Genomic DNA, 11,657 nt, shown 5'->3' with positions numbered 1-11,657 from the left:
GACAGCCTGCCCGCATGACCAAGCATCGAATCTACGGAATGAGCGTCGCCAGCGTCTATCCGCACTACGTGACCAAGGCTGAGAAGAAGGGGCGGACGAAGGACGAGGTTGACGAGATTATCCGCTGGCTGACCGGGCATAGCCAGGAGTCGCTGGAGGCCGAGCTGGCCAACAAGACCAGCTTCGAGGATTTCTTCGCTCAGGCCCCGGCGCTGAACCCGGCGCGGGAACTGATCACCGGCGTTGTCTGCGGTATCCGGGTCGAGACGATCGAGGAGCCGCTGATGCGCGAGTTGCGCTATCTCGACAAGCTGATCGACGAACTCGCGAAGGGAAGGGCGATGGCCAAGATCCTGCGGCAGCCGCCTGCCGCGTAGCGCCGGTCCCCTTTGCGGGAGACGCTTTATCCGGTGCTGTGAGAACTTGGTCGGGGCGACAGGATTCGAACCTGCGACCCCTCGCACCCTCGGGTTCGGGGCGTTGCTGTGAGGGTCAGGCGCGTGGCAAGGGCGAGCCTCAATCCCTGCTGGCAGCTCAGCATGAAACCTCTTAGCTCTTGCTGATGCTTGATTTCATTTGGCACCTACGGGGGGCAGCAACGCTGAAAGACACTCGGTCAGACAGCGAGGTGCTGGATAGCGTAGAGCAATTGTTGCAACGTCAACGGAAAACCAGAATTCTGAGATCTTCCGATCAGGTCAACTTCAAGTCGCCATTATGGGAAGGCTACTTCGGACCAAACTGGCTTGCGATGGTTATATATGATGATGGACGCTTCTGGATTGAACGGAGTATCGGGACACGCTGCCTAAAATACGACTTACGTAGCTTGCACGGCTTCGTATTTTGCTTGTTCGGCGCAGTGATGTTTTTTGGGTTCGGCGCGGCCGACGGCGGTGTGGTTAAAGGAGTGAAATATGCCGCTTTCGCCTTCGGCTGGCTGTACGGGATGAACATGGTGCTCGCTTGGCTTCGTATTCCACGAGCTATTCGGAAGGCCGTCACCCAAAGCTGACGTGTTCGCCTCGTCAGTAAGATTGCGCGTGCACGGATTAGATTCGCGATTTTCCCAGCCGTCAGCGGCGTTGCTAGACATGCGTTAGACAGTGGCGCTGGCGCCGCCAGCGGGCCGATGCTAATGCATTGAAATGGTGTGGTAAATTGGTCGGGGCGACAGGATTCGAACCTGCGACCCCCACACCCCCAGTGTGATGCGCTACCAGGCTGCGCTACGCCCCGACCGAGGGAGCGGCCTCTAGGCGGGTATGGGCCGGGATGCAAGCGAGCGCAGGGCCTTTTTGGGCTTTTTTCGCCGCGCCATAGGATCAGGCTGCCTCCTTACAAGAGTTGCGCGCCCTTCCGCTGCATGATAGCGCGCCGCGCTTGTAGAAAAGCGGGAAATCCGCACCACTTCAGGCTTTCAGGGACACCATGTTCATCTCCCCAGCTTTTGCACAGACGACTGGCGCGGCCGCAGGTGGCAGCACGCTTGGTGGCATTGTCGGGCTCGCCCCGATGCTTCTGCTGTTCGTCGCCTTCTACTTCCTGATGATCCGTCCGCAGCAGCGGCGGATGAAGGCGCTGCAGAACGCAGTCGCGGCCGTCAAGAAGGGCGACTCGGTCGTCACCGCCGGCGGCCTGATGGGCAAGGTGACCAAGGTCGAGGAGACCGTGGTCGAGATCGAGCTTGCGCCGAATGTTAAGGTCCGCGCGGTCAAGGCCACGCTCGCCGAGGTCCAGCCCCTCGGCGCCAAGCCCGCGAACGACTGATGCTGGATTTTCCACGCTGGAAGGTCTGGGCGACGATCCTCACGATCGTCGCTTCGTTCCTGCTCGCCATTCCGAGTCTGTTGCCTGAAAAGGTCTATGAGAGCCTCCCAGGCTGGCTGCCGAAGCCGACCGTGAGCCTGGGCCTCGACCTTGCCGGCGGCAGCTATCTGCTGCTCGAGGCCGATACCAAGGGCGTGGCGGCATCGAAGCTCGAACAGATGAGCGATCAGGTGCTGACCGAGATGCGGCGCGGGACCCGGATCGAAATCGGTCCGCGCGAAATCAAGGATGGGTCACTGACCTTCATGGTCGATGATCCGACCAAGGTGGACGCGGTGCGCGAGCGGCTGCTGACGATCACCGGCAGCGGCGCGGGCATGACCGGCCAGCGCGTGTGGGACATCCAGGTGGTCGATTCGTCGCGCTTCGTGCTGACGCCGACCAAGGCCGGTCTCGACGAGACGATCGCGACTGCGATGGGCGATGCCCGCGAAGTCGTCGAAAAGCGCATCAACGGCCTGGGCACGCGAGAGCCGACGATCGTGCTTCAGGGGAAGAACCGCATCGTCGTGCAGGTGCCGGGCCTGAAGAATCCCGAGCAGCTGAAGCGCCTGATCGGCGAGACCGCCAAGCTCGAATTCAAGCTGGTCAACGACACCGCGAACCCGACCGACGTTGCGCGGGACGTTGCGCCTCCGGGCAGCCAGGTGCTGCCCTATGCGGAAGGCGGCGGCAAGATCGCGGTCTATTCGCCGGTCTCGCTGAGCGGCGACCAGCTGGTCAACGCGACGATGGAATTCGGCCAGCAGGACGGCAAGCCGGGCGTCAGCATCCAGTTCGACGGGGCAGGCACCAAGCGGTTCGCCAAGCTGTCGACCGACAATGTCCGCAAGCAGTTCGCGATCATCGTCGACGGCGTGGTGATTTCCGCGCCGGTGTTCGAGGAGCCGATCCTGGGCGGCCAGGCGCGGATCTCGGGCAACTTCACGCCGGACAGCGCGACCCAGCTGGCGATCGCGCTGCGTTCGGGCAAGCTGCCGATCGCGTTGAAGGTGGTCGAGGAACGCACCGTTTCGGCGGAGCTCGGCACCGAATCGATCGAGAAGGGCGTGCTGGCCGGTGTGGTCGGCAGCCTTGCGCTGATCGTGTTCATGCTCGTCACCTATATGCGCTTCGGCGTCTATACGGCGGCGGCGCTGCTGGTGAACGCCGTGATGGTGGTGGCCGGCATGGCGCTGTTCAACGCTTCGCTGACCCTTCCCGGCATCGCCGGCTTCGTGCTGACGATCGGCGCGGCGGTGGACGCCAACGTGCTGATCAACGAACGCATTCGAGAGGAACAGCGCATGCGCAACCGCGCCGCGCTCGCTTCGGTCGAGTTCGGCTACAAGGAAGCCAGCCGCGCGATCTTCGACGCGAACGTGACCAACGTCATCTCGGCGGTGATCATGTTCACTTTCGGATCGGGTCCGGTCCGCGGCTTCGCGGTCGTGCTTGCGATCGGCATCGTCACTTCGGTCTTCACCGGCGTTACCTTCACCCGTCTGCTCGTTGCGGACTGGCTGAAGCGCAACCGCCCGAAGACGATCAACATCTAAGGCCGCCAGATCATGCGCCCGCTCAAACTTGTCCCCGACGACACGAACATACCGTTCCTGAAATACCGGAACATCGCGATGGCCCTGTCGGTCGGCCTGATCGTCGCTTCGATCGTGCTGTGCATCGTGCGCGGCTTCAATCTGGGCATCGACTTTGTCGGCGGCCAGACGGTCCGCGTGACGCTGGCCCAGCCGGTTCCGGTCGAGGAAATCCGCATCAAGGTCGACGCGATCGACGGGCTGGGCGGGGCGACCATCCAGCAGTTCGGCAGCCCGACCGATATCGGCATCCGTACGCCGCTGCCCGCCGATGCGAGCGATGCGGCGGCCGAGGAAGCCGCACGCAAGGTCCGCGTGACCATCGAGCGCGCCTATCCGGGCGCCAAGGTCAGCGGCGTGGAGAGCGTGTCGGGCAAGGTTTCCGAGGAACTGGCCTGGGCCGGTACCAAGGCGCTGATCTTCGCGATGCTGGGCATCGCCGCCTATATCTGGTTTCGCTTCGAGTGGCAGTTCGCAGTGGGCGCGCTGTTCGCGCTGTTCCACGACGTGGCGCTGACCTTGGGGTTCTTCGCGCTGACAAGGCTGGAGTTCGACCTGAACATCGTCGCGGCCATCCTGACGATCATCGGCTATTCGCTGAACGACACGATCGTGGTATATGACCGGATTCGCGAAAATCTGCGGAAATACCGCAAGATGGGCATCCCCGAGCTGCTCGACCTGTCGATCAACGAGACGCTGTCGCGCACCGTCGTCACCTCGCTGTCGATCGGCATCGTGCTGACCATCCTGCTGGTGCTGGGTCCGGACGTGATCTTCGGCTTCACCGCGGCGATGCTGCTGGGCATCGTGATCGGCACCTTCTCGTCGGTGTATGTCTCGGCGGCGATCCTGCTGTGGCTGCGGCTCAAGCCCGACAGCTTCGTGCCGAAGGAAGTCGTGGCGGGCGACGCTATCAAGGGTGGCGAGCGCGTCGACTTCAAGGACATGCCGTAAGCAGGGACCGGCTGAAATGCGCATGGAGCGGCAGGCGTCCGACGGGCCGGTGATTTCCGGCTTTTCGGGGCGCGGCTTCAAGGTCGATGGCGGAATCTATGACGGGCTGCTCATCACGCCGGAGCGGGCCGATGGCTGGTCGCCGCCGCCGATCGATGCGCTGGGGATCGATGATCTTGCGCCGTTGCTTGCCTTGGATCCGCAGCCTGAATTCGTGGTTCTCGGCACCGGTTCCGCACTGGTGCGTCCCGGTCAGGCTCTGACTGCCGCGTTACAGGCACGGAATATCGGACTAGAAGTGATGGACAGCCGGGCCGCGGCACGAGTGTGGGGGGTGCTGCGGGCGGAAAAACGCTGGATTTCCGGGGCCTTGTATCCCCTGTGAACGGGGTGTTCATGGCACCGCAAGATTGAAACTGAAGCGATACAATCGCGTTGAAGCTCCCGATTGGCCGATACGGTCCAGTTCAGTGGAGTGAGAAACATGAAGAAGATCCTGCTCGCGCTCGGCGCGATGTCGCTGGCGGTTCCCGCCCTTGCGGTGGTTCCGGCCGGCAAGGCCGAAGCTTCGGTGACCAAGCCTGTCGCCGCGTATGACTCGGCCCCGCAGCGCTACAAGAAGAAGCGCTATGCCTATCGCGAATGGCGCGGTCGTGACGGCAGGACCTATTGCCGCAAGCCCGATGGCACGACCGGCCTGATCGTCGGTGCCGTCGGCGGTGCGCTGGTCGGCCGGACGATCGACACGCATGGCGACCGCAGCGCCGGCACGCTGATCGGCGCCGTTGCTGGCGGCCTTGCAGGCCGCGAGATCGATCGCAGCAGCTCGCGTCGCCGCTGCCGCTAACACAGGGAGAGGCGCGGAGCATTTTAACTTCCCGGTGCTAAGCCGGGGTCATGCTCCGCATACTGACCCTGTCGACGCTGTTTCCGGATGCGTCGCGGCCCAATTTCGGCATCTTCGTCGAGCGGCAGACATGCTCGCTTGCGACGCGTGACGATATCGAGGTCCGCGTGATCGCCCCGGTAGGGATCCCGCCCTGGCCGCTATCGCGGTTGGGGCGGTATCGCGTTCTGGCCGATCTGCCGAAGCGGGAGGATTGGAAGGGGATCGACGTTCATCGGCCCCGCTTCCTCAACCTGCCGGGCACCGGAGGGCGGCTTCACGCGGGGGCGGTGGAGCGCGCGGTGCTGCCGGTGGCGCGGGCGATCCGCGCGGACTTCCCGTTCGACTTGATCTGCGCGGAATTCTTCTATCCCGGCGGACCTGCCGCCGTGGCGCTGGGGCGGCATTTCGGCGTGCCGGTGTCGATCACCGCACGGGGATCAGACATCCATTATTGGGGCAAGGTGCCCGGCGTGCGCGAGCAGATCGTGGCGGCGGGCAAGGCTGCATCCGGCATGATCGCGGTATCCGAAGCGCTGCGCGACGACATGATTGCGCTGGGGATGCCCGGCGAACGGATCGTGGCGAATGCGACCGGCGTGGATCTGGAACGCTTCGTGCCGCATGACCGGGCGGCTGCGAAGGCGGCGATGGGAATTTCCGGGCCGCTGGTGGTGTCGCTGGGCGCGCTGATCCCGCTGAAGGGGCATGACATATTGATCGACGCCGTAGCGCGGTTGCCGGGCGTGAACCTGCGGATCGCCGGGCAGGGGCCGGAACAGGCGAAGCTGGCGGCGCAGATCGAGCGGGTGGGGCTGAGCGATCGGGTGAAGTTGCTCGGCGGTGTGCCGCATGACGAGATCGGGCCGCTGGTGGCTGCAGCGGACGTGATGGCGCTGGCATCGGAGCGCGAGGGGCTTGCCAATGCGTGGATCGAGGCGCTGGCCAGCGGGACGCCTGTGGTGATCCCCGACGTGGGTGGTGCGCGGCAGGTGTTGCGTGGCGGAGCGGCGGCAGGGCGGCTGGCTGAGCGGAGCGCGCAGGGTTTTGCCGATGCGATCGCAGCGACGCTGGCCGATCCGCCAGACCCGGCGGCAGTGCGCGCAGTGGCGCTGCCCTATACGTGGGCGGCGAACAGCGCGCGGCTGCACGCCTGCTATTCGCGGCTGGTTTCGGGGACCGGGATGGAACCCGATTGACATTGGAGCGTCCTTGTCGTGACACCTGTGTTACGAAATTCTGGAGATCGAAAGATGGCCGCAAAGAAGGACAAGAATACGTCGAAATACTTCAACGGCATCAAGCTGCCCAAGGCGCTGCGCGATCAGGGACCGAATCTGGTCAAACTGGCCAAGCATCCGCTGGTCGCCGACGTGATCGCGGCAGGATTGGTGGCGCTGGCAGCGAAGCTGGGGACCAATCCCAAGCTGCGCGAAGCGGCTGCCAAGGCCAAGGATCGCGCCGGCAAGAAGGCCGGTGAGGTCGCCGAAGCGGCGGCGGGCGTCGCGGCGCAGGCCAGCGAAGTGGCGGCTGCGGTGAGTGCCCCGGCTGCACCGGCCAAGGCCCCGGCGGCGAAGAAGGCGCCTGCCGCGAGGAAGCCGGCGGCCCCAAAGACCACTCCTGCAAAGGCCGAAGCGGCCAAGCCGGCTGCGAAGGCGGCACCTGCCAAGGCCCCCGCGGCAAAGAAGGCGCCCGCGCCCAAGGCGAACGCGAAGCCTGCGGCTGAAAAGCCCGCCGCCGCGCCAAAGGCCCCGGCGGTGAAGAAGGCAGCGGCGGAGAAGCCCGCTGCGGCTGCCAAGGCTCCGGCCAAGGCCACGGCCCCCAAGGCTGCGGCGAATAAGCCTGCCGCCAAAAAGCCCGCCGCACCCAAGGCAGCGCCCAAGACCAGCTGATGAATGAAGAAGCTGCGGCGCTGATCGCCGAACTGGAACTCGCGCGCCATCCGGAAGGCGGATGGTATCGCGAGACGTGGCGCGCCGGTGCGCCCGAAGGAATTCGCGCGGGCGGAACGGCGATCCTGTTCCTTCTTGAGACGGGTCAGCGCTCGCATTGGCACCGGGTCGACGCGGCCGAACTCTGGTTCTGGCACGCCGGTTCGCCGGTCACCGTGCGGATCGAACAGGAAAATGGCGCGATCGCCGATGTTACCCTTGGCGGGGATGTGATGCGCGGCTACCAGCCCCAGTGCCTGGTGCCAGCGAGTCGCTGGCAGGCCGCCGAGGCGCGGTCCGGCTGGGCGCTGGTGAGTTGCGTCGTCGTGCCCGGATTCGAATTTTCGGGATTCGAACTGGCGCCACCGGGATGGTCTCCCGATTCGCGATAGTCGCCCGACTTGTCCACATTATCCACGTTATCAACAGGCCCTTGCGGTGTTTTGACGCTTCACGAACCCCCGATTCAGTGACACCTTCATAACTGTAAGGAGGCGGTGGCGCCGAGGGAAACCGAAGCAAAGCCAACGACTTACAACGGATCGAGAGACTGAAGGTGCCTTCGGGAAACCACAGAAAGACGATCCGGGGATGCTCCGATGGATCGGACGCGGAGGAACGTCGAGAGGCGTTCGGAAGCGACCAGCGGAAGGGCCTCGCAAGAGGATCCGGAAGCGTCGAGCGGAAGGCCTCGAAAGGGGTTCGGAAGCGAAGGATCGGATCGGGTCAAGTGTCCAGCAAGGCTTCGGTGTTGCCTCGGCACCAGCGAAGCGGGTTATCAGGAAAGGTGTGGAGCCATCCGCTTGCGGATAGTGAAACCCGGACAGGGTAATCGACGCAAAGCCCGCATGCCCTTGCCGGCGCGGGTGGAGCATGCCGCCGAAACCAGGCAGGTAGGTCCTTCGGGATCGAAGCGCTGAAGTCCGGTGACATGGGGGCTGGCAGAAATGCTGGCCCCCTTTTGCTATGCTTAAAATTCTGCTTAGAATTGAGCTGGCGCCCCGCGCCCCGGTTGCCTCCCCTCAGGATGTCCGGCTGTTCTGTCTGCGTATTCCCATCCGCGGACCGAATCTCGTGACGCCGCCGCCAAGCTTCGCTAGGCACGGTGGAATTCTGAAGGGAGGCACCGATGCGGCGCGCGTTCGAACATTTCGCACAAGCCGTCGCCGGTTGGGCCGGACGCCCGCCTGCATTCGTGCTGGCGGTGGCGGTGGTCGCCGTCTGGGGCCTGACCGGGCCGATCTTCGACTATTCCGATACCTGGCAGCTGGTGATCAACACCGGCACGACGATCGTCACCTTCCTGATGGTGTTCCTGATCCAGAATGCGCAGAATCGCGACGCGGCGGCGATCCAGGCCAAGCTGGACGAGATCATCCGCGCCATGAGTCACGGCCGCAACGAATTCATCGGCATCGAGCATCTGATGGAAGACGAGATCGAACTGATCCGCGCCAATCTGGAGCGCGATTGCGGGCAGGGCGATGCGGCGCGGCACGAGGGCTTGCAGCGGCTGCTCGAGCGGCGCTGATCCGTCGGCATTACAGACCGAGCGCGCGCCCCTTCCTATGGCGACCCGATGATCGATCGTTGGACGGACTGGTTCTTCTGGCCCGCGCTTCTGGGCGCCGGGGCGGGCGCGATGATGGGCCTGTTCGCGATCCTGACGCCGGGGACCGTAGCCGGGTTGCTTCTTCCTGCCGCGACAGTGCTCGGCGGATTGGCCGCGATCCTCTTCGTCGTCGCGCTGCTCGATGCGCCGACCCGCCGCGCGGTGAGTGCATTCAACGCGAATGCCGAAGCGCGCGAGCGCGAGTTGTCGTGGCGCGGAAGCCTCTTCTCCTCCCGCTATGGCGACATGCGACTGGTAATCGTCAATCGCGTGGTTTGGCTGGAGATGCTGGTGTTTATTTTCACCGGTAACATGGAAGCGGCCCTGCTCGGGTTCACCAGCTTTGCCTTATCGACCCTGATGCTGATGCTCATGTTGAAGCGGCAGGCCGGGCGGTAAGCGGCGATCGGCGCTTTCGCTCGTCAAACGGCTGTGGCCACTTGCGGATCGATTGAATTTGCAGGCAGGCTGAACGCATGAGCGCATTCGAATTCGTTTTCTCGCTGTTCGGGCTGGTGCTGGGTTTCAGCCTGGTGGAGGTGCTCTCGGGGCTGGTGAAGACCGTCAAGCTGCGCGGCAAGGTGCGGATCGGGTGGCTGGTGCCGCTGCTTGGCCTGTTCGTGATGGTCGACCTGACGTCGTTCTGGAGCATAGCGTGGCAGCTGCGGGAAAAGATTCCGGCCAATTATGCGGTGCTGTTGCTCGGCTTGAGCATCAGCGGGCTCTATTATTTCGCGGCATCGATGGTGTTTCCCGACAAGCCCGAGGACTGGCCCGATTTCGATAGCTGGGCCGCGGCGCATAAACGGCAGGTGCTGGGCGGCATTTTCGCGTCGAACCTGATGGCCACCACGGCTGTATTCTCGATCCTGCCGCCCGGGATGGACCTGACCTTCTTCTTCGCCACCAATGGCGGGCTGCTCGCCGTGATGCTGGCGTCGGCGCTGGTGAAACCCCACTGGGCGACCGGCGCACTGCTCACGGCGATGCTGGCCTTTTACTTCTGGTTCTCGCTGCTGCCGGTTCTCAACCTAGCGTAGCGTCCAGATTGCTCTCTGCCTTGAGCAGTTTCGAGACCGGGCAATTTGCGTGCGCACCGTCGGCCAGTGCCTGAAACTGTCCCTGCGAGAGACCGGGAACGCTGGCGTTGAGCGTGAGATCGGAGCGGGTGATGGTGAACCCGCCTTCGCCGTCCTGCTCCAGCTTGACCGCGGCCTTCGTCTCCAGCGACCCTTCGGAGAAACCGGCGCGGGCGAGCGCGAAGCTGAGGGCCATCGTGAAGCAGCCGGCATGGGCCGCGGCGATCAGTTCTTCGGGGTTGGTGCCCTTGCCGTCCTCGAACCGGGTGTTGAAGCCGTAATATTGGTCGGTCATCACCCCGGACTGAGTGGTGATATGGCCTTTGCCTTCTTTGCCGAAGCCGTCGTAGCGGGCAGTCGCGGTGCGCGTCGTCATTGAAACCTCCTGCTGGGGGCCCCCGATCTAGGAACGGCGACGCCCCAGCGGAAGGCATCCTAAGGTATTAGCGGCCGAGCCTTACCGGCAGCGGGCCTCGCCACGCTCGACGGACGCGCCGAGCGCCGCACCGCCTGCTGCGCCGAGCAACGCGCCCAGCGTCTCGGAACCGCCCGGAGCGATGGCCGCGCCAAGCAGTCCGCCAGCGATACCGCCGACGATCAGGCCGGTGGTGCCGTCCGACCGGCGGCAATAATAGCGGCCGTCCTGTCCGCGATAGACGCGATCGTTGCGGCTGAGGCGGCGTTCGCGATAGCGGTTGTTGTCCTCGCGATAATAGCGATCGGCATGATAGCCGCCATATGCGGGGTCCGGCCGGTTCCAGTCGTAGCTGGAATAGCCGCGACCGGCATAGCCGGGGCGGCCGTCGTCATAGCTGCACGCAGTCGTCGCCAGCGCAGCCGCAGCGACCGCGCCGAGGGTCAAGATACGCATCGTCTCTCTCCTGAAGCCTTTGGGATAGAGGCGGAATGCGTGACGGCGCGGTTGGTTGCGTGCGGAGCTTAATGAACCGTGTCGGGCAGGACGCCTTCGTCGCGGACCAACGTGGGAACCGGGCCGGTGGCCGGGCGCAGGCTCTCGCGTTCGGCGACCGATACGGGCGCGGTGGGATCGGGCCGGAATGCCGCCGGAGCGCGATCGTCCGCGCCAGGACGCGGCTGGTCGAGCGCGAGATCGGGGGCGGCATGGCCTTCGGACGGCGTCAGTATCTGGCGAGCGACACCGTAGATTGCGGCACCGATCGCCACTGCCGCGGCGCCGAGCGAGAAAATGCCGAGCGCTTTCGAAGCGGTACGAGCGGCGGGTGCCGGAGCTGCCTTGCGCGCGGCGGTGCGCTTCCTGGTGGGTTTGGCGGTGCGCGGTTTTGCGGAACTGGCGGGTTTTGCTGTGGCCATTGGGAGGCTCCGTTGTTGCGAAGGGATGCTTCATCAACGGGCCGGACGTCGGGGTGTTCCCCCTTAGCGGCCGCGCCAGAGCCAGGCATCGGCGCGGCGGATCGGCCGGCTGCCGTCACGCAGCGCGTGATCGCTGCGGCGGCGGAGGCGGATCGTGGCAAGGGTCACAAGAGCGCCGAGACCGGCAAGGGCGATCAGCGCAGCGGCAAGGACGAACGGATGCTCGATCTACCCGGCCTCGGTCACGAGCTGGGGCGTCTTGGGCGCTTCACGGACGGCGCGGGCAGCGTCGACGCGCTCCTGGCGCTCGGCCATGTCGAGCCATGCGGCTTCGGCGCGGAGGCAGCGTTCGCGGACATTGTCGAGCGTGGCTTCGTCCGCGTCGGCGCGGGCCTTCGCGGCATGATCGCGATAGGTGAGGGTGTTGCTGGCCATCGGCCGCGATCTCCTGAA

At 64.7% G+C, this 11,657-nt stretch carries 17 protein-coding genes and 1 tRNA gene; 13 read left to right on the top strand and 5 right to left on the bottom strand.

The window, feature by feature from the left end; translation table 11 throughout:
* The first annotated feature begins 14 nt into the window (after positions 1–14).
* Positions 15–377, top strand: a complete 363-nt coding sequence (locus HHL13_RS10455) for a DUF2200 domain-containing protein (protein ID WP_169555607.1) — start codon at positions 15–17, stop codon at positions 375–377.
* Positions 378–562: 185 nt separating this feature from the next.
* Entirely contained in the window at positions 563–1,015 is a 453-nt protein-coding gene (locus tag HHL13_RS10450; protein ID WP_169555606.1) for a hypothetical protein, read from the top strand.
* A gap of 147 nt (positions 1,016–1,162) precedes the next feature.
* Here HHL13_RS10450 and HHL13_RS10445 read toward each other — a convergent pair.
* Positions 1,163–1,239 (bottom strand) — tRNA-Pro (locus tag HHL13_RS10445).
* A 192-nt stretch (positions 1,240–1,431) separates the two neighbouring features.
* On the opposite strand from HHL13_RS10445, the gene yajC reads away from it, so the two are divergent.
* From yajC to HHL13_RS10390, 11 genes are all read left to right on the top strand, one after another.
* Entirely contained in the window at positions 1,432–1,770 is a 339-nt protein-coding gene (yajC, locus tag HHL13_RS10440) for a preprotein translocase subunit YajC (RefSeq protein WP_169555605.1), read from the top strand.
* A complete protein-coding gene (secD, locus tag HHL13_RS10435) occupies positions 1,770–3,368 on the top strand; it encodes a protein translocase subunit SecD (RefSeq protein WP_169555604.1) in 1,599 nt (532 codons plus the stop codon). Before yajC ends, secD begins: the two co-directional genes overlap by 1 nt.
* 12 nt (positions 3,369–3,380) lie before the next feature.
* Positions 3,381–4,364 (top strand): protein translocase subunit SecF, encoded by a 984-nt coding sequence (gene secF, locus HHL13_RS10430; protein ID WP_169555603.1) that lies wholly within the window; start codon positions 3,381–3,383, stop codon positions 4,362–4,364.
* Positions 4,365–4,380: 16 nt separating this feature from the next.
* Positions 4,381–4,749, top strand: coding sequence for an Mth938-like domain-containing protein (locus tag HHL13_RS10425; protein WP_169555602.1), 369 nt, complete (start codon positions 4,381–4,383; stop codon positions 4,747–4,749).
* A gap of 99 nt (positions 4,750–4,848) precedes the next feature.
* A complete protein-coding gene (locus tag HHL13_RS10420; RefSeq protein WP_169555601.1) occupies positions 4,849–5,211 on the top strand; it encodes a glycine zipper 2TM domain-containing protein in 363 nt (120 codons plus the stop codon).
* Between the two features lie 50 nt (positions 5,212–5,261).
* Complete coding sequence (locus tag HHL13_RS10415; RefSeq protein WP_169555600.1) at positions 5,262–6,449, top strand: glycosyltransferase; 1,188 nt, start codon at positions 5,262–5,264, stop codon at positions 6,447–6,449.
* A gap of 54 nt (positions 6,450–6,503) precedes the next feature.
* Positions 6,504–7,142: a histone gene (locus HHL13_RS10410; protein ID WP_169555599.1), complete on the top strand. Its 639-nt coding sequence runs from the start codon at positions 6,504–6,506 to the stop codon at positions 7,140–7,142.
* Positions 7,142–7,573, top strand: a complete 432-nt coding sequence (locus tag HHL13_RS10405; RefSeq protein ID WP_169555598.1) for a cupin domain-containing protein — start codon at positions 7,142–7,144, stop codon at positions 7,571–7,573. The genes HHL13_RS10410 and HHL13_RS10405 overlap by 1 nt, the downstream gene beginning before the upstream one ends.
* A 737-nt stretch (positions 7,574–8,310) precedes the next feature.
* The gene (locus tag HHL13_RS10400) at positions 8,311–8,712 is read left to right on the top strand and encodes a low affinity iron permease family protein (protein WP_169555597.1); all 402 of its coding nucleotides are present in this window, start codon (positions 8,311–8,313) and stop codon (positions 8,710–8,712) included.
* A 111-nt stretch (positions 8,713–8,823) separates the two neighbouring features.
* Positions 8,824–9,192, top strand: coding sequence for a hypothetical protein (locus tag HHL13_RS10395; protein ID WP_169555596.1), 369 nt, complete (start codon positions 8,824–8,826; stop codon positions 9,190–9,192).
* Positions 9,193–9,269: 77 nt separating this feature from the next.
* The gene (locus HHL13_RS10390) at positions 9,270–9,833 is read left to right on the top strand and encodes a hypothetical protein (protein WP_169555595.1); all 564 of its coding nucleotides are present in this window, start codon (positions 9,270–9,272) and stop codon (positions 9,831–9,833) included.
* Here the strand turns inward: HHL13_RS10390 and HHL13_RS10385 are convergent.
* The 4 genes from HHL13_RS10385 to HHL13_RS10370 form a co-directional block, all read right to left on the bottom strand.
* Positions 9,820–10,248 (bottom strand): OsmC family protein, encoded by a 429-nt coding sequence (locus tag HHL13_RS10385; RefSeq protein WP_169555594.1) that lies wholly within the window; start codon positions 10,246–10,248, stop codon positions 9,820–9,822. The genes HHL13_RS10390 and HHL13_RS10385 overlap by 14 nt on opposite strands.
* 81 nt (positions 10,249–10,329) lie before the next feature.
* The gene (locus HHL13_RS10380) at positions 10,330–10,743 is read right to left on the bottom strand and encodes a hypothetical protein (RefSeq protein ID WP_206376893.1); all 414 of its coding nucleotides are present in this window, start codon (positions 10,741–10,743) and stop codon (positions 10,330–10,332) included.
* A 68-nt stretch (positions 10,744–10,811) separates the two neighbouring features.
* Positions 10,812–11,204 (bottom strand): hypothetical protein, encoded by a 393-nt coding sequence (locus HHL13_RS10375; RefSeq protein WP_206376892.1) that lies wholly within the window; start codon positions 11,202–11,204, stop codon positions 10,812–10,814.
* A 228-nt stretch (positions 11,205–11,432) separates the two neighbouring features.
* Positions 11,433–11,639 (bottom strand): hypothetical protein, encoded by a 207-nt coding sequence (locus HHL13_RS10370; protein ID WP_169555593.1) that lies wholly within the window; start codon positions 11,637–11,639, stop codon positions 11,433–11,435.
* Positions 11,640–11,657: the final 18 nt, after the last annotated feature.

This window comes from Sphingomonas sp. G-3-2-10 (genome assembly GCF_012927115.1).
Taxonomy (GTDB): domain Bacteria; phylum Pseudomonadota; class Alphaproteobacteria; order Sphingomonadales; family Sphingomonadaceae; genus Sphingomonas.
The sequence above is the reverse complement of the archived record's forward strand: the minus strand, read 5'-3'. Positions and strand labels throughout refer to the sequence as shown.